We start from the raw sequence: 17,066 nt of genomic DNA, 5'->3' as shown, positions 1-17,066 counted from the left end.
CTACCGATGACAGAGATGCTTAATATCAAAAAATTGGGGTCAGTCCGAGCACCCGAAAGACGGGAGTCTGAAGGTACGAGGACGCTTCGATTTCGAGACTCCCGTCTCTCAAGTGCTCAGCGTGACCAAAAATTTGATTCAAACCATAATTTTCGTCATCTCCTTTTTGTATGTTCGAAGAATATTTAAGCCTCAGCCTGACAAAGCCTACGCTCAGCCTGAGGCAGACACAATTCGTCAGGGGTAGCACTTGAGAGTTGGGGGGGCTCGAAATCAACTGCCTATTCTAGCGTTTCGGGCCATATTTCGAACTTCCCAACTCCCTCTGCTCAAAAGCTCAATATCAAAAACTGGGCTTATGAGAAAGCCTCGTTTTTGATATTTGTTATTTCAAAGATTTGATCAAGCGCTCATTCAGTGCGATATAATCCGGGTTTTTGGCGATTTCAGCCATTTCCATCGATTTTTTAGCTGAGGCAATAGCATCCTCATTTTTTCCAAGAGCTGCCTCAATTTTTGCCTTCAGGTGCATGGTCCAATATTTTGGGTCTGATTCTACCGATTTTGATATCCAGGTATAGGCCTGATTCATGTCCTTCTGATTAGTAAAATAATAGTTGGCGGCGGCATAAAGCAAGCTTGGGTTTTCGGTTTTGGTGTCAATGACCAATTCCTGAATTTGAGCCATCACGATTGGCTCTACCTCCGTGGAAATTCTAAAATCGATTCGGGTATTTTCCCATTTTAAAGAAAGATCAGCCCCGTCGTCAGTCATGTTGTTAAAGCTGATTTCAAAGGTTTCATATTTGCGGCTGAGTTTTTTGGGTTCCACCTCAAATCGAAGAACATCCTCGTCAGTGTTGTATCCAATAGCTCCCCAGAGTTCGGTATTTTTGGAGAATACGATCGTCCATTTGTCTTTATCCGGGATGGAATACATCGCATACTTTCCTGCGGGAATAGGATTTCCAGAAATCTCCACGTCTGTCGAAAAATCCAAGATTGTGGCAGCATTAGCGCCCGTTCTCCATACCTGACCGTAAGGAACGAGTTCTCCGAAAATTTTTCTTCCTTTGGTGCTGGGTCTGGAGTAATCGACAGTCACGTCAGTCAATCCTACTTTTTGGGAAATTTTAGCACTCGGGGATGCCTGAGGCATTTGCAATTGCTGAGAATAGGCTGCAGTTCCGATTAGGAACAAGGCCACTGCAAGCATAGAAAATGTTTTTTTCATATTATTTGATTAACTTTTGGTTTGTTAGGAACGCAAATTGATGTTTTTTTATCCAAAAATAGGAGAAAAAAAGCGGGTTTTTTGATTAGTGGGAAAATGCTTCTTTCCAATTCTTCCAAGTCGAATTTCAAATGATGAATTTTGTGATATGAGTTTAGCTATCATTTGTCCCGGAAAAGATCCCAGTCCATGGATTAAGGTAATCCAGCGAAATGAACCGGATTTAAAGATTCAAGTTTATCCTGAAATCACCGACCCCGATGCCGTCGAAGTAGTCTTAGTTTGGCAGCATCCAGAGGGAATTTTGTCAAATTTTAAAAATCTAAAGCTCGTCAGTTCCATGGGGGCGGGTGTGGACCATATTTTGAGGGATAAATCCATCTCAAAAGATCTCCCGATTGTACGGATCGTAGACGACCGCCTGACTTGGTCTATGACCAACTACGTGGTCATGGGGGTGCTGAATTTTCACCGACAGATCGTCCGATATCAAACCGATCAAAAAAGAAAAGTTTGGGATATGAGCAATCCTGAAATCCCCGTTAAAGTAGGTGTGATGGGAGTTGGGGCTTTGGGCTATGATGTGTTGGATAAGCTGGATTATCTGGATTTCCCTGTTTTCGGTCTCGGCTTTTCTGAAAAAGAAGATTTTAAATTTCCTTATTTTACAAAGGATAACATCGATGACTTCCTGAAGGAAATCAACGTACTGGTTTGCTTGCTTCCATTGACCCCGGAGACAGAGGGGATTTTAAACAGTGAGTTGTTTGGAAAATGTCAACCCGGCACCTTTCTGATCAATGTGGCGAGAGGAAAACATCTGGTCGAAAAAGACCTGTTGCAGGCCTTGGACGACGGCTTGATTTCTGGAGCGCTTTTGGACGTTTATCAAACCGAACCGCTGCCCAAGGATCATCCTTTTTGGAATGAAGAAAGGATTATTTTAACCCCGCATATAGCGAGTGTTACCAATCCTGAAGCCGCCGCTCCACAGGTTTTGGAAAATATAAGAAGACTAAATGCTAACGAAGACCTCTTGAATGTCGTTAATCGCAAAAGAGGTTACTAACTTTTAATTATGACTAAGCCCAATACTATTATTTGCCCCTTGGATTTTTCTGAGTGTTCGCTCAATGCACTGGAATATGCCACCCATCTTGCGTTGAAATATCAGGCCAAACTTATACTCTTTCATGTCATCAACCGGGAGGATTATCTTAAGCTCTCTCCACTTGATGAAAATGGGACTTATCAGAACGATTTTTTGAAAGACAAAATGACCCAGATCCACGCTGCCGTAGTGCAGGAATTAGCGGGAAGAGTTCCAATACCCGAATGGGATATGGAAGAAGGGGAGATTGTCAGTGAGATTTTAGATAAATCAAAAAAGGAGGGAGCGGACCTGATTGTGATTGGGACGGAAGGCATGAACGAACTGCGAAAAAACATCGTGGGTTCTCGGGCAAGTGAAGTTGTCGAAAATTCTGAGGTCGATGTCATGGTCATCCCACGAAAGATATTTTTCAGAGCTCCCCAAAAATTGATCTATGCCACCGATTATTACGAAGAGGATAAACTTGCCATCCAAAAAATCACAGAATTTGCCAGTTTTTTTGACTCAGAAATCGACATCGTTCATGTGACGGAGCGACAAAAGCTAATCGACAAAACCCTCCATCAGGTGATGATTGACGAGTTGAAACCTTTTGTGCGATACAGTAAAGTCAATTATTTATTGAAGTCTTTTCGGGATGATTTAGCGCTGGGACTTGAAAATCACCTGCAAACAGCCAAAGGAGATATGCTGATCACGCTGAGCAAAAAACGCAGCTTTTTCCAACGCATTTTCACAGAATCCATCTCAAAAAAAATGGCCTATTTTATCAATAAGCCACTTTGGGTCATCAAGAAATTTTAAAGCTTTATAGACTTAGGCGTCTGATTTTGGTTTTTTTCCTTTCAGAAAAGAGACAAACTCCGATTGGGTTTTTTGATCGGTAAAAAGTGACTTGACGATATGAATGAAATAGGATAGCGTCAATTTTGGCTTTTCTACAGATTTTGAAATCTTTGGTAGGGGTTCACTGGGAGTTTTGGGATCCGCTGAGGGAACTTCTTCAGACTGGGTTGTGGGTTTGTAACCGACCAAATCATCTGCCCTTTCAAAGCTTTTTTTGGATCTGGATTGAAAACCCATTTTCTCTTCTACCAATCCCTTGTTGTTATAAGCCACAGCATCTTCTGGATCGAGTTCGATGGCTTTTTCATAATCGGCGATCGCGCCATTGAGGTCTCCGATTCTATCTTTGAAAAATGCCCGGCTGCTGTAGCGATAGGGATTAGCAGGGTCTAGGTTGGCAGCCCGGTCAAATTCTGCCAAGGCTTCTTCATTTCTTTTCAAAAGATGCAGCACGACCGCCCGGTCTGAGATGAAGTCAGTATTGTAGGGCTCCAAAGAGACAGTGATATCAAAATCCTCCAAAGCCTCCACCGTTTTTCCCAATCGGGAGCGTATCCTGCCCCGGTATAAAAAGTACTGGCTATTTCCTTTTTCTTTTTCGATCAACAGATCAAAAATTTCCAATGCCTGATCAAACTTCCCTTCTTTATAATGAATGATTCCTTGCTCAAATGTCATTTTCCTCGGTTTTTATATAATACAAAGTTAAGGCCTGATAAGTTTATCGAATAATCTTTCCCGTGATTTTGCAGGCAAGTACAGAAGGCTCTTATCTTTAAAGTTTAAATCCCAATCATTATGCCGCAGAAGCCACAGGATGTACTCAAGGACCTAAAGGAAAAGAAATTTGCCCCGATTTATTTTCTCGATGGAGAGGAGCCATTCTATGTAGATTTGATTACCAGTATTATTGAAAAAAACGCGATTGCTGAGCATGAGCGTGGATTTAATCAAATTGTGCTTTACGGCAAAGATTCCAATATGGGAGTGATTCTGAACAATGCCCGAAAGTTTCCCATGATGGCAGAGCGACAGGTGGTCATCGTAAAAGAATTTCAGAGTTTGCCGGATCTCAATAATGAGGAATCCCAAAAATTACTCTTGGGTTATCTTCAAAATCCGCTGCCAAGCACCATTTTGGTTTTGGCTCATATGCACAAGAAATTCGACGGGAGATCGGCCTTGGGCAGGGAATTGGATAAAAAAACGGTTTTCGTTCGCTCAGATAAGGTTCCCGAATATCAATTGAACAAATGGATAGAAGACTATTTCAAAGAAATCGGCCACAGTATAGACACTAGAGCTTGTCAACTTTTGGCTGACTCGATTGGGAACAACCTGGAGGTATTGACCAATGAGCTGAGCAAGATGTTTTTAAACTTCAAAGAGCCCACTAAGGTCACCACTGAGCATATTTCCAAGTATATTGGCATCAATAAGGATTATAATAATTTTGAATTTTTGAAAGCAATTGGTTTTAAAGACGTCGCCAAAGCCAATAAGATTATTCATTATTTTTCCCAGAATCCAAAAGCTCATCCAATAATTCCGCTTTTCTCATTGATATATAATTATTTCACCAAAATAGCCTTGATTCATCAAGCTGGAGCTACCTCGGAATACCAGGTAGCAGGGATCATAGGACTACCGCCATTCGTAGCTAAGGAATATGTGGTGGCAGCACGAAACTACAATTTGGGCAAGGTAATTGATGTATTTAGATACCTAAAAGAGGCTGATCTTCGTTTCAAAGGAGTTGACTCCGGAGCCATGAGCGATGCTGAAAACCTCCGAGAACTGGTGTATCTGATCTTGCATTGAACCCCTAAACCAATTTATGAAATACCATTTGGTGATTCTCGCTAGCTTGGGTCTTTCGATTGAAGCTTTTTCCCAATCTACCCTGTATCAAACACAGTCTCAGCGTCCCTTAGACGGGCAGTTTGAATTGTTTGATAAGCAACTGTTTTCGGCCGTGTTGCTAAATTTTCAAGAAGTAGAAAATGCTGATTTCTCTAACGAGCAGCAAAAGGCCAAATCCCTTTTGGAGGCTAAGTCGGCATTGAACCTGGAAGCGCCCAATGGTCCGGGAATGATGAAGGCCTATATCCAGGAAAATGGAAATCATCCCTCGGTCAATACCGCAGGCTTGTATTTGGGGGATCATTTTTTTTATAAGCGAAACTATAAGGAAGCAGTCGAAGCCTACAGTCTGGTCAATACCAATCAACTGGATAATGCCGCGAAAGCTGATATACTCTTTAAGCAGGGATATGCTCATTTTTTAAATAAAGATTATGCGAAGGCCGCTCCTTATTTTGACCAGTCAAAAGCATTGGGGGAGCCCATCAGTTATGACTCCTATTATTACAGCGGGTTTATTGCCTTGGAAAATGGGGAAAATCAAAAAGCGATTTCGGATCTTCAAGCTGCTAGCAAAACCCAGTTTTATACCAACAAAGTCCCCTATTTATTGGCAGCACTTTACTATCAGCAGGGCAGCTATGAGGAATTGATTTCCTATGCAGAGCCCAAAATCGCCGGCACACCCAATTTGGACAAAAAAGAAATGGTCCATTTGTACTTGGCAGAGGCCTATTTTGCCAAAAGGGAATTTGGGAAAGCAGCGGAAAACTACGACGCCTTTGTTAATGCCCGAAAAGGGGAACTGACCCGAGAGCAGGTATACAAGGGCGGGATTTCACAATTTGAATTGGGGAATTTCCCCAGAGCTACAGATTACTTGAAAGTTTCTGCCTCTTCTACCGATGAATTGGGACAGGCTTCCAGTTATTACTTGGGACATGCCTATCTGGAGCAGGATAATTTTCAGTTTGCCGGCACATCATTTAAAGCCGCTGCCGATGCTTCCTTCAATACAGAAATCAAAGAAGAAGCGCTTTTTAATTATGCCAAAGCCAATTTGCAAAAGGGGAGTTTTCAGGCAGGGATTTCCGGTTTGGACGAATATCTAAACGAATACCCGAATGGAAAATTCCGCTCCGAAGCCGAAACTTTACTTTCCGAAGCCTTGATCAATACCAGCGATTACCTACGGGCGATTGAGCAAATGGACCGAATCAGCAATAAATCACCGAGAATTCGGGAAGCTTACCAGAGAGTCGCCTTTTATCAGGCCATGGTATATTACCGCGATCAGCGATTTCCCGGAGCCATTTCTTACTTGGATAAATCACTTGAATATCCCGTTAATAGAGATTTGGTTTTAGAATCTCATTTTTGGAAAGGAGAAATTTATGCCGCCTCGGATGATTTGCCATCCGCGATCAAATCCTATGAGGCAGCTTTGGACATGGGCCGAACTACCTCCAGTGCCTATTTAAACAAAAGTATTTATGGCTTGGGGTATGCCTATTTCAACTCCCAACAATATTCCCAGGCCGAAGAATATTTCAAAACCTATACGGACCGCATGCGAACTCGTCAAGACAAAGAAAACTACGACGATGCCATGCTTCGATTAGGGGATTGTTACTACGTTCAAAAGCGATTTACAGAAGCTGAATCGGTGTTTCAGCAAGCTATCAATGACCAAAACTCAGGAATCGATTATGCCCTTTTCCGATTGGCTGTGGTCCAAAATTTCCAATCCTCCAATGAAAATGCAATTGCCAATCTCAATCAGTTGGTCTCTAACTATCCCAACTCGCTTTACATAGAGGATGCATTATATCAACGCGGGCAAATTTACATGGAAGAAAGCCGCTATCAGGATGCTTCGGCTGGATTTACAGATCTGATTAGAAGACGCCCCAATAGTCCATTTGTTCCGTTTGCCTTGGAAGGTAGAGCCGTGGCAAATTTCAGCTTGCAAAACTACGATCAAACCATCGAGGATTATCGCATTATTCTAGCACAGCACCCCAATTCGGAAAATGCTGAGACAGCTTTAAAAGGTCTGCAGGAAACGTTGGCATTACAGGGTCGCTCAGGGGAATTTTCGGAATACCTAACCGAATACAAGGAAGCGAATCCTGATGGAGGCTCTGTGCAGTCGCTGGAGTTTGAAGCTGCAAAAAGTCTGTATTTCGAAAAGGATTATCAGCAAGCTACTCAAGCCTTTGAAAATTACCTCCAGAGCTATCCACAGTCGGGGCAAAAGGCCGATGCGCTTTATTTTCTTGGGGATTCTTATTTTCAGCAGGAGCAATTTGATCAGGCACTTCAGGCATTCAAGCGATTGGAAAATGAACCTGCCTCTCCGCAGCGCATAAGAGCCATGCAGCGGATTGGTGCAATCGAATTGAGTCGGGAAAACTTCGAAGGAGCTATTCCTTATTTGGAAATGGCCTCTGAAAACGCGCGGAACAAGGTAGAAGAAGTGGAAGCGCTCCAAGGCTTGCTTCAAGCCTATTTGGAAACCAAAAAATTCAATCAGGTGATCAGCACTGCTGAGCGATTGGAACAACAGGACGGGATAATTCCAGAATCCACCCCTAAAGCACTTTTGGCAAAAGCCAAGGCCCAGTTTGCCTTGAATCGCAATGATGCCGCAGAAGTTACACTATCAGTTCTGGTGGACGAATATAAAACCGAGCAGGGTGCCGAAGGTCTCTTTTTACTCGCAGAAAACTATCAGAAAAATGGATCAATCGATCAATCCAACGATGCTATTTTCGATCAATCGGCTCCCTTTGCAGATTTTGGCTATTGGTATGGTCGGATGTTTTTACTGCTTGCCGAAAATTACATCACGGTAGGAGAGGACTTCCAGGCCAAAGCCACGCTGGAATCCATCGTAGAAAACACCACGAATGACGAAATCCGCCAACTGGCAGAAACCAAACTTCAAAGCCTCAATTGATTATGAAAAAGCTGATTATATTCTCTTTTGTCTTGTTTTTTTTGGGCTTTGCTGCGCAATCTATAGCTCAAATTCAATCCAGGGGTGAGGTTCAGGATCAGGAATTTGTGATTCGAAAGGATCGGGTCTTGACCCTGCCTACTCAGCCCAGAATCTTTGAAAAGTTGCCGGTCTTGCCCCAACCAAAAGGCTTGAGCGATTTCAACTATCAGGTCAATTTTTATGATTTGAATCTTCCGCCTGTCAATCTGGAAGCTACTCCGGTGGAAAAAGTTTATCGACCGGAGCGAATGGATATTTATCCCGGATTTTTAAAAGCGGGGTATGGAAATTTTGCCAGTCCGCTTATTGAGGCTAGACTGATGGCTTCGGAAATCTATGATTTGAATTATTCGGCCTATCTCAAGCATCAGAGTTTTGGGAAAGGACCGGTTTTGGCCGAACAGTCCAAAGAATCCCACTCCTCAGCCGGTGGAGCGGTGAGCTATTTTCTGGATCAGGTAGAGGTTTTTGGTGGGTTAAACTGGGCTCAGGATTCTTATTCGTTTTATGGAATAGATACTTCCGTAGTCAATGATCCCAATTTGGAATTTATGGGAATCGAAGGGAATGTCTTGAATACAATCAGATTTGAAGCAGGAATAAGAGATATTGAAAAAACAGGTCCCGTTTCCTATGAGGCGAAGTTGAATTTCAGAAACTTCAAGGACAGCTATTTAGTGGTCGAAAACGAATTGGGAGTACAGGCAAAAGGAACGTTTAGACCAGCAGATAATTGGACAGGTACTGTTGGATTGAGCTATTTTATGACTACGCCTGAAGATGAAGATTATGATTTGAACAGGACATATCTGGGTATTCGTCCAAAAGTAAGCTATCAATACGAGGACTTTTTGATCAGTGCGGGGATCAATATTATTTCTGAAAATGATTCACTTCCCGATAAAGCAAGTGATTTCAGGATTTTCCCAAATCTTGCACTCAGTTATCAGTTTGCTGAGGAATTTGGGTTCTATGGGGAATTTTCAGGTGATGTCAATCGAACTACCTATCATGGTTTTGTATTAGAAAATCCGTTTTTGGGGCCATCTACCAGGCTCCTGAATACCGTCAATAATTACAAAGTCGCCGGAGGAATCGAAGGTCAGGTGCAAGGAATAGTCAATTACAAAGCTGGAATCGATGTCAGCCGATACAATAATTTTCATCTCTTTGTCAATTCACCGACTGACACCACCCGATTTACCCTAATCTATGATGATCAGGTGAATGTGGTCAATATCAATGCTGAATTGGGCTTGCAGCTTACCGATCAATATCAACTTAATTCTCGCTTGGATCTATTTTCCTATGCGATGAACACGCAGGAGGAAGCTTGGCATCGACCCACTTGGGTTTTGGGAATCAACAACCAAATTACTCCGCTTGATCAGCTTTTGGTTCAGGCCAATATCAATGTGATGGGAGGGATAAAAGCAAGAAGAGCAACTTTACCAACAACGGAGGTTTTTCAAACGGTAAATCTCAAAACCATAGCCGATCTACAACTCAAGGCGGATTATAAAATCACGGATAAATTCGGGATTTTTGCCGAAGGGAATAACCTGCTCAATGGTAGAAACGAACGATGGCTGAATTATCCAGTCCGGGGAGTGCAATTGATCGGAGGAGCATGGCTGAAATTCTGATAATCGGTTTGCCTTTCCCTTCAAATCAATTAGTTTCGTAGCTATCTTTTTTAACAAATGGCTGACAAAAAATCACATACATCACAATGGTTAGATCCTAAGGATTATGGACTTCCCTATGTAGAAGTCAAACCTTTGGCTGATGCAGTAGGGCTTCCCTCTATTTCCGAGGAAACTGAATCCAAGGAGGCAGAAGGAGAAGACCTTTCTGCAGCGGCTCTGAGAGCAAAAATGGCTCAAACAGTTAAGCCAAAAGTATCCCATGAGTTGCTTGAGGAAGAGGATGATTTTCCCCAAAAGGAGCCAATTCAAGAAAAGATAAAAGAGACGCCGAAAGACGCTCCTGTGAAAGAGCCTAAGAAAAAATCAAATTGGGCGATTTATGCAGTTTTCATTGGGATTTTGTTGATTTCAGCTGTCGTTTGGCAATTGATGAAGGAGGATACAGCGGATCCTCGGCCGATTGAAAACAATCTTGCCGAAAACTCTTCTGAAGCGGAACCTTCGCCTGGGAAAAATGATGCTAATACTTCTTTAAATGAGGAAGAGGAAGGTGTTGTAAATCAGGACTCTAGCATACAGGAATCCAGTCCTGTAGTAGAAAGTGCTCCAATCGAAGAATCTGGTACAACTATTGAGCAATCAGCTGTAGATTCTTTGATTCGTGTTGACAGCAAAGCAACACGGCCCCAATATTTTATCGTTGTGGGTAGCTTACCAAACGAGCGCTTAGCCATTGAAGAATCCAGTCAATATTATGATCGAGTAAATGAGCTCTTTTTGATCTTGCCATACGAAGATGTACCCAACTATCGTTTGGCTATCGGAAGGTTTAATTCTTTCACCCAAGCCAATAATCAGCTGGAGCAAATCAAAGATCAATACACAGAAGCACTTTGGATTTTGAAATATTAATATGATTCTTCTTCAAACCCTCTCTACCGATAGCCTTTCGGCTATGGATAGTCTTTCAATGAATGCCCAAAACGAAAGTATAGGTCTTTTGGATCTGCTGATCAAAGGCGGATACATGATGATTCCACTATATCTGCTCTTTATTTTAGCGATATTTATTTTTGTGGAGCGATTAATGACTCTCAAGAAAGCATCCAAAACCCCTGCCTATCTTCTGGATCAGGTGAAAGTTTTGGTCTCAAGCGGTCAGGTAGAAAAAGCCAAAATGCTCTGTGCGGATGAAAAATCCCCAGTGGCCAATATGATTGCAAAAGGAGTGGATCGTATCGGTTCCCCTTTGAAAAATATTGAAGTTTCGATCGAAAACGTCGGGAAAATCGAAATCTATAAACTAGAAAAAAATCTGAACCTCTTGGCTACGGTGTCCGGTGCGGCACCGATGATTGGTTTCTTGGGAACGGTTGCCGGGATGATTCAGGCATTTATCGCCATTGCCCAGGAAGAAGGAATGGTTTCTCCAAAACTCCTGTCAGAAGGGATTTACGAAGCCATGATTACGACTGCCGCCGGTCTGGTGGTGGGGATTTTAGCTTATTTAGGGTATAACTACTTGGTAACTCAGGTTTCGAAGTTGGTTCACCGAATGGAATATGCGACCATAGAATTCATCGAATTGCTTCAGGAAAAATAATATGGCACTTCAATCAAAATATAAAGTAGATTCAAATTTCAGCATGTCTTCGATGACTGATATCATCTTCTTGCTGCTGATTTTCTTTATGTTAACTTCCTCGTTTATAACTCCTTCTGGATTGCCGGTAAACCTTCCGTCCAGCGAAACGTCTGATATAGCGATGCAGGAGGTGACTGTTTCTGTCACCAAAGATCTCAAGTATGCTGTCAATGACCGTGTAGTAAATCGGGATCAGATCAAAGCAGAATTAACCAGCTTGCTATCCGGTAAACAGGGACAAGTTGTCTTGCATATAGATAAAGAAGTACCGGTGGAGTATTTGGTAGAAATCGGAGGCATTGCCGCTGGTTTGGAAGCCAATGTTTCCATCGCCACAAAACCTTTTTAAGAATGGAATTCTGGAACGCAGATCAAGTAGAAGAAAAAAACAAAAAGCGCGCAGGGATCATTACCTTGATCTTCAATGTGCTTTTGTTGATTGCCTTCTACTTTATCGTAGTTTGGCAGCAGCCTATTCCACCATTGCCAACCTTTGGTTTGGAGTTGAATTTAGGTTTTACACCCACCGGATCGGGAGATGTCAGCAGTGAGAATCCTCCCTCTGAAACCGTCACCCCAGTCACTGAAAGTGCTGCTCCGGGTGAAATTTCTCCAACACCCACACAAGATGCTACTCCCACGCCTTCACCCAAAACGGAGGCTGCACAACCCAAAAGTAATCCAACTCCAGCAGTTAATCAGGCAGTGACTACCAAACCTTCTCCGATAAGAGGGGAAGAAAAAGCCACAGAAAACACCAAAACCCCGGAGCCCAAAAAATCAGAACCGACCAAAACGGTCACTACACCTGCTGAATCCAAAGCAGAGGAAACCACACAGAAAGCACCCGAAAAGCTCAAAATTAATGAGCGTGCTCTGATGGGTGCCGGAGGGACAAAAGGAAAAGGGACTCAACCTGCCTCAGGCGGAGCCGAAGGAAGCTCCAAGGAGAAAGGCGATGCCGGTGATCCCAAAGGCACCGTAGATGGCCGTGCGATCATGGGACAAGGTTCGGGTGAAGGAGTAAATTCCGGTTCGGGTTATAGCTTGGATCTGGCAGGATGGGATTTTGCATCTCGTCCTAATATCAATGACCGGGTTTCTACCCGGAATGGCCGAATCGTATTTAAAATTACCGTAGATGATAGCGGACGTGTCGTGCAGGCAGTTCCTTTGGAATACAATGTTTCCAATGATGTGTTGGCCTACTACCGTCAAGTGGTCAATCAGATTTCTTTCAAAAAACAAGGCGGAGCGGTAGCTGATTTTTCTTCCGGTAAAATTACCTTTATCGTCAAGGTCGATTAATTGATGAATTATCAGGAAACGCTGGATTTTTTGTATCAGGCGCTGCCTATGTTTCAGCGCGTAGGTGCCTCGGCATTCAAAAAGAATTTGTCCAATACCCTGCTTTTGTGCGAATATCTCGGACATCCTGAGCGCGAAATCAAGTCTGTTCATATCGCTGGCACGAATGGAAAAGGAAGTTCCTCCCATGCCATAGCCGCGGTTTTGCAAGCAGCCGGATATAAAACCGGACTTTACACCTCTCCCCATTTAAAATCATTTACCGAGCGGATTCGGATCAATGGAATAGAAATTCCTGAAGATGAAGTAATCGCTTTTGTCAAGTTTCACAAGCAGTTTTTAGAGGAGTTGAAACCCAGCTTTTTTGAAATGACCGTGGGAATGGCTTTTTGGTATTTTGCCAAAGAAAAAGTGGATATCGCTGTAGTGGAAGTGGGGATGGGGGGAAGACTCGACAGTACCAATGTGCTGAGTCCCGAGCTTTCGCTGATTACCAATATCGGTTGGGATCACATGCAGTTTCTCGGAGATACCTTGGAGAAAATCGCACTCGAAAAAGCAGGAATTATTAAAGATAAAACGCCGGTGGTCATCAGTCAAACCCAGGCTGAAACTACTCCGGTTTTTAATCAAGTGGCTAGCGAAAAAAATGCTCCAATCTTCTTTGCAGATCAGTTTTGGAAGGTAAATAAAACAGGAAATCAAGAACAAAAAGCCCTTTTTCGAATAGAAAAATCCGAGAATTCGCGGGAATTGCTTTTTGGTTTGATGGGGGATTATCAGCGCCATAATCTGCCGGGAATTCTGGAGACTTTTGACCAATTGGATAAGCTAGGCTGGGCAATCAGTAGCGGAGCAATCGAAATGGGGCTTTCTTCCATTTCCGAACTTACGGGCTTGAAAGGAAGATGGCAGATTCTCGGTGAAAGCCCGACTGTAATTGCTGATACCGGTCATAATGAACCGGGAATTCGGGAAATTCTCAGTCAATTGAAAACCTATTCATTTCAAAAACTCTGGATGGTTTTGGGAATGGTTCAGGATAAGGACATTAGCAAGATTCTTCAACTTCTTCCAAAGGACGCAAACTATGTCTTTTGCGAAGCTCAAATCCCACGAGCGCTCAAAGCTGAAGAACTTTCCATACAGGCCCAGAAGTTTGGTCTCTCCGGTCAGGTCGTTCCCGATGTCAACGATGCCTTGAATTTTGCCCGAAAAAATGCAGCGAAAGATGATTTGATATTTATCGGAGGGAGTACTTTTGTGGTCGCAGAAATAGAAGGACTTTAGCATGAGTAGAAAAAAACTGGTTCGTTTCAGAGAAAACGAACTCAATCCCAACATCGTACAGGATGGAAAACCGATTTTTGAAACGATCAAAGGGAACTGGAATGAGGCGCAATTTTTCAATTCAAATCCTATCGTTGTCGAATTGGCTTGTGGACGGGGAGAATTCACGGTGGGTTTGGCCCGGGTTTTTCCGCAATTCAATTTTATCGGAGTCGATATCAAAGGAAGCCGAATCTGGAAAGGAAGCTCAACTGCCACGGCAGAGGGAATCCAAAATGTAGCTTTTCTCCGAACCCAAATTCAGCAATTGGACAAGTTTTTTGATCAGGGAGAGATCTCTGAACTCTGGATTACTTTTCCGGATCCCTTTCCACGGGATGGAGATGAAAAGCGACGATTGACTTCCCCAAAATTTCTGGAAATGTACAAGTCCTTAATCAAGTCCGGAGGGATTGTTCATTTTAAAACTGACAACACGGGGCTGTTTGATTATACCTTGGAACTTCTTCAGTCAAGATCGGATGTTGAGGTGTTGGGTTTTACGCATGATTTCTACCAAAGTGAATGGAAAGATGATCATTTTGGGATCCAAACCCGCTACGAGAAGATATTTTCAGATAAAGGAGAAAAGATCAAATACCTCAAATTCCGATTCGAAAACTGATTGAAAAACTTCCTTACTTAAATCTTTTCTAATTGGATTGTCTCGAGGTATAGCGCTTTGGCCACCTTTTCTTTTAATAGCTCAGCATCCACCGGCTTGTTCATGTAATCATCCATTCCGACGGCCTGCACTCTATTTTTGCTGATTTCGGTAGTATCGGCAGTTACCGCAATGATCGGAATTCCCTGATGGATTTTGCGGCCTTGTCCCGATCTAATCGCCTGTGTGGCTTCGTATCCGTCCATTTCGGGCATTTGAAGATCCATCAAGACAACGTCGAAATTTTCTGAATTGAGCCTATCCAAAGCCTCTATTCCATGATTGGCAAAGGCAAAAGTCACCCCATCCCATTTTTTCAGGATGGATTTGATCACCAGCTGATTGACGCGATTGTCTTCGACGACCAAAATATTTTTTCCTTTTAGGATCCGATCCGCATCTCGCTTTATCGACTCCAGTTTATCCATGGGAGCTTTTTCCAGTGCTAGCTGAATAGAAACCCGAGTTCCTTTTTGTGGAGTACTTTCGACATTTATTTTTCCCTGATGCAGATCCACCAAAGCCTTGACAATACACAAACCCAAACCAAAACCGCCAAATTTCCGCTTATCATCCAATTGCTCCTGAATAAAAGAAGCGTAAATCCGGTCCAACTTCTCGGGTTTGATTCCCACTCCGGTATCCTGAATTTCAAAGGTTAGATCGATCGAATGTTCATTTTCTTGAACTGACGATAGCTGCAATTTGATTTCCCCTTCTTGGGTGAATTTTACGGCATTGTTCAGTACATTTCCCAGAATCTGACGGAATCGGTTGGCATCTCCCAAGAGCTTTTCTGGAAGCGGGGCACGTTCTTCGTAGACAAAAGCAATTTTCTTATCCCTTGCCTGTTGGAAAGTCAAGGCATTGAGTTCTCCAATGATTTTTCGGGTAGAAAATACGCGCTTTTCGAGTACCAATTCTCCTTTTTCGATTTTCGAATAATCCAAAATATCGTCAATGGAGGAGAGCAAAGACAGGCTGGAATACTTGATGACCTCGAGGTTTTCTTTGATCGTCTGATCTTTTATTTCCCCCATGATGGATTGGGAAAGTCCCAGGATCGCATTTAAAGGCGTACGCAATTCATGACTCACGTTGGAAAGAAAAAAGGACTTCAATTCATTACTTTCCTCAGATTGCTGCAGGGCTATATTTTGGGCCTTTTCCTTTTCATTTCTCAGAATCCGAATACGGTTTGCCATGGAAAGAGACAGAAATAGGATTTCGATACCCGTTCCGAGTTTGGCAGAATTTTCGGTGATAAAGGAATTTTCGATCAAACTGAAATTATTCAAAATAAAGGTCACAAATCCAATCATCAGCATGGATATACCTATCGTAAAAAATGGATCCGCAGGCTGCTTTTTGTAATAACTAATGGCGACACCAATCAGACAAAGCAGAATGAGGAGGAAAGCCAAGGCATTGACAAGCGGGTAATACAGCGGTCTTCCCGGATCAAAAATGAGGACGCCTGCTATTAAGACCAAGATGCTGACGTTGACTCCATTGAAAATCCGGTTGAGTAATGGCGAAAAACTTCGCATCCGAATATAAGCTTGCGTGTATCGACCAAAAAGCAAAGCTGAGAGCGCCGCAAACAGCAATAGACTTCGGTCTGCAAACCATCCGGGTTCTTGGAGAATGTATTGAAAAAAGTAGCCATCCAGTGAAGAGTGAAGCAATCCGACCGAAACTACATAAGCGGAATACAGGAGAAAACTTCGCTCTTTGATTCCAAAATAAAAGAACAAATAGGTAATCGCTGCCAAAACTAGTAAGCCATAGAACACCCCAAAAATCAACTGATCTTGATATGTCGCCAAAACGAGGGCCGTGTCATCATAAAGATTGAGCGGAAGATTGATGACTTCTCCGTCACTTTGCAGTTTGAGGTAAAAAGCCTTGCTTTCTCCCGCCTCCAATGCTATCGGGAAAATTATTTTCCGATGCTCAAAAGCCCTTTCCGAAAATGGAATCAAATCTCCGTTGCTTTGATTGCTGATGATTTGATTATCCAAAACCTCAAACAAATCTGCCCGGTCGGTAATGGGTCTGGCTGTTTCTAGAAACAGTTTTTGAGGATGATTCTGCTCGTTTTTGAGTTCAAATTTGACAAAGTAGGTATGGTCCGTAAAGCCTAAATTTTCATTGGGAGTGGTTAATTTTTTGAACTTGAAATCTTCTTGTCTGGAAAGCAAATCCTCCAAATCGATGTTTTCCTGACCAAGGTCAAGAATTTCGGCATGTTGGAAAATCGATATCGGATAGCTAGTCGACGTGTCAATTGACTGCTGTCCAAGACAGTAATTAGCCGAGAGAATAACTACAGCAAGTGAGAATATCAGTTTTTTCATATTGGGTGATCAGGGCGATATCTCACTTACGAAGTCAACACCCATTTTGG

General features: G+C 42.8%; 14 protein-coding genes. 11 read left to right on the top strand and 3 right to left on the bottom strand.

All coding sequences use genetic code 11. The features are described 5' to 3' along the window. Positions 1–385: 385 nt before the first annotated feature. Positions 386–1,234 (bottom strand): DUF2911 domain-containing protein, encoded by an 849-nt coding sequence (locus BM043_RS17730; RefSeq protein ID WP_092794123.1) that lies wholly within the window; start codon positions 1,232–1,234, stop codon positions 386–388. 148 nt (positions 1,235–1,382) lie between these two features. Between BM043_RS17730 and BM043_RS17725 the strand changes: the two genes are divergently transcribed. Together BM043_RS17725 and BM043_RS17720 are read left to right on the top strand one after the other, a co-directional pair. Beyond that, positions 1,383–2,303: a 2-hydroxyacid dehydrogenase gene (locus tag BM043_RS17725; protein ID WP_092794120.1), complete on the top strand. Its 921-nt coding sequence runs from the start codon at positions 1,383–1,385 to the stop codon at positions 2,301–2,303. A gap of 9 nt (positions 2,304–2,312) precedes the next feature. After that, a complete protein-coding gene (locus BM043_RS17720; RefSeq protein ID WP_092794118.1) occupies positions 2,313–3,152 on the top strand; it encodes a universal stress protein in 840 nt (279 codons plus the stop codon). Positions 3,153–3,164: 12 nt separating this feature from the next. Here the strand turns inward: BM043_RS17720 and BM043_RS17715 are convergent, their stop codons facing one another. After that, the gene (locus tag BM043_RS17715) at positions 3,165–3,872 is read right to left on the bottom strand and encodes a tetratricopeptide repeat protein (RefSeq protein WP_092794115.1); all 708 of its coding nucleotides are present in this window, start codon (positions 3,870–3,872) and stop codon (positions 3,165–3,167) included. A 120-nt stretch (positions 3,873–3,992) separates the two neighbouring features. On the opposite strand from BM043_RS17715, the gene holA reads away from it, so the two are divergent. From holA to trmB, 9 genes are read left to right on the top strand one after another with little or no spacing between them, the layout of a single operon-like run. Next, positions 3,993–5,015, top strand: a complete 1,023-nt coding sequence (holA, locus tag BM043_RS17710; protein WP_092794112.1) for a DNA polymerase III subunit delta — start codon at positions 3,993–3,995, stop codon at positions 5,013–5,015. Between the two features lie 16 nt (positions 5,016–5,031). Next, positions 5,032–8,019, top strand: coding sequence for a tetratricopeptide repeat protein (locus tag BM043_RS17705; RefSeq protein ID WP_092794109.1), 2,988 nt, complete (start codon positions 5,032–5,034; stop codon positions 8,017–8,019). A 2-nt stretch (positions 8,020–8,021) separates the two neighbouring features. Continuing rightward, positions 8,022–9,707 (top strand): TonB-dependent receptor, encoded by a 1,686-nt coding sequence (locus BM043_RS17700; protein WP_092794106.1) that lies wholly within the window; start codon positions 8,022–8,024, stop codon positions 9,705–9,707. A 57-nt stretch (positions 9,708–9,764) separates the two neighbouring features. Next, positions 9,765–10,622, top strand: a complete 858-nt coding sequence (locus BM043_RS17695) for an SPOR domain-containing protein (RefSeq protein ID WP_092794103.1) — start codon at positions 9,765–9,767, stop codon at positions 10,620–10,622. A gap of 1 nt (position 10,623) precedes the next feature. Next, the gene (locus tag BM043_RS17690; protein ID WP_092794100.1) at positions 10,624–11,313 is read left to right on the top strand and encodes a MotA/TolQ/ExbB proton channel family protein; all 690 of its coding nucleotides are present in this window, start codon (positions 10,624–10,626) and stop codon (positions 11,311–11,313) included. Between the two features lies 1 nt (position 11,314). Then, positions 11,315–11,704, top strand: a complete 390-nt coding sequence (locus BM043_RS17685) for an ExbD/TolR family protein (protein WP_092794096.1) — start codon at positions 11,315–11,317, stop codon at positions 11,702–11,704. A gap of 2 nt (positions 11,705–11,706) precedes the next feature. Beyond that, positions 11,707–12,663, top strand: a complete 957-nt coding sequence (locus BM043_RS17680; protein ID WP_092794093.1) for an energy transducer TonB — start codon at positions 11,707–11,709, stop codon at positions 12,661–12,663. Between the two features lie 3 nt (positions 12,664–12,666). After that, positions 12,667–13,953: a bifunctional folylpolyglutamate synthase/dihydrofolate synthase gene (locus BM043_RS17675; protein WP_092794090.1), complete on the top strand. Its 1,287-nt coding sequence runs from the start codon at positions 12,667–12,669 to the stop codon at positions 13,951–13,953. Position 13,954: 1 nt separating this feature from the next. Next, positions 13,955–14,617 (top strand): tRNA (guanosine(46)-N7)-methyltransferase TrmB, encoded by a 663-nt coding sequence (gene trmB / locus BM043_RS17670; RefSeq protein WP_092794087.1) that lies wholly within the window; start codon positions 13,955–13,957, stop codon positions 14,615–14,617. 17 nt (positions 14,618–14,634) lie between these two features. On the opposite strand, the gene BM043_RS17665 is transcribed toward trmB, so the two are convergent. Further along, positions 14,635–17,016, bottom strand: coding sequence for a hybrid sensor histidine kinase/response regulator (locus BM043_RS17665; protein WP_092794085.1), 2,382 nt, complete (start codon positions 17,014–17,016; stop codon positions 14,635–14,637). Positions 17,017–17,066: the final 50 nt, after the last annotated feature.

This window comes from Algoriphagus hitonicola (genome assembly GCF_900113375.1).
In the GTDB taxonomy this organism is placed as follows: Bacteria; Bacteroidota; Bacteroidia; order Cytophagales; family Cyclobacteriaceae; genus Algoriphagus; species Algoriphagus hitonicola.
The sequence above is the reverse complement of the archived record's forward strand: the minus strand, read 5'-3'. Positions and strand labels throughout refer to the sequence as shown.

Excerpts from the sequence above, each read along its gene's own strand:
- BM043_RS17730 (WP_092794123.1), bottom strand. The coding sequence starts at position 1,234 with ATGAAAAAAACATTTTCTATGCTTGCAGTGGCCTTGTTCCTAATCGGA.
- BM043_RS17725 (WP_092794120.1), top strand. The coding sequence starts at position 1,383 with ATGAGTTTAGCTATCATTTGTCCCGGAAAAGATCCCAGTCCATGGATT.
- BM043_RS17720 (WP_092794118.1), top strand. The coding sequence starts at position 2,313 with ATGACTAAGCCCAATACTATTATTTGCCCCTTGGATTTTTCTGAGTGT.
- BM043_RS17715 (WP_092794115.1), bottom strand. The coding sequence starts at position 3,872 with ATGACATTTGAGCAAGGAATCATTCATTATAAAGAAGGGAAGTTTGAT.
- holA (WP_092794112.1), top strand. The coding sequence starts at position 3,993 with ATGCCGCAGAAGCCACAGGATGTACTCAAGGACCTAAAGGAAAAGAAA.
- BM043_RS17705 (WP_092794109.1), top strand. The coding sequence starts at position 5,032 with ATGAAATACCATTTGGTGATTCTCGCTAGCTTGGGTCTTTCGATTGAA.
- BM043_RS17700 (WP_092794106.1), top strand. The coding sequence starts at position 8,022 with ATGAAAAAGCTGATTATATTCTCTTTTGTCTTGTTTTTTTTGGGCTTT.
- BM043_RS17695 (WP_092794103.1), top strand. The coding sequence starts at position 9,765 with ATGGCTGACAAAAAATCACATACATCACAATGGTTAGATCCTAAGGAT.
- BM043_RS17690 (WP_092794100.1), top strand. The coding sequence starts at position 10,624 with ATGATTCTTCTTCAAACCCTCTCTACCGATAGCCTTTCGGCTATGGAT.
- BM043_RS17685 (WP_092794096.1), top strand. The coding sequence starts at position 11,315 with ATGGCACTTCAATCAAAATATAAAGTAGATTCAAATTTCAGCATGTCT.
- BM043_RS17680 (WP_092794093.1), top strand. The coding sequence starts at position 11,707 with ATGGAATTCTGGAACGCAGATCAAGTAGAAGAAAAAAACAAAAAGCGC.
- BM043_RS17675 (WP_092794090.1), top strand. The coding sequence starts at position 12,667 with ATGAATTATCAGGAAACGCTGGATTTTTTGTATCAGGCGCTGCCTATG.
- trmB (WP_092794087.1), top strand. The coding sequence starts at position 13,955 with ATGAGTAGAAAAAAACTGGTTCGTTTCAGAGAAAACGAACTCAATCCC.
- BM043_RS17665 (WP_092794085.1), bottom strand. The coding sequence starts at position 17,016 with ATGAAAAAACTGATATTCTCACTTGCTGTAGTTATTCTCTCGGCTAAT.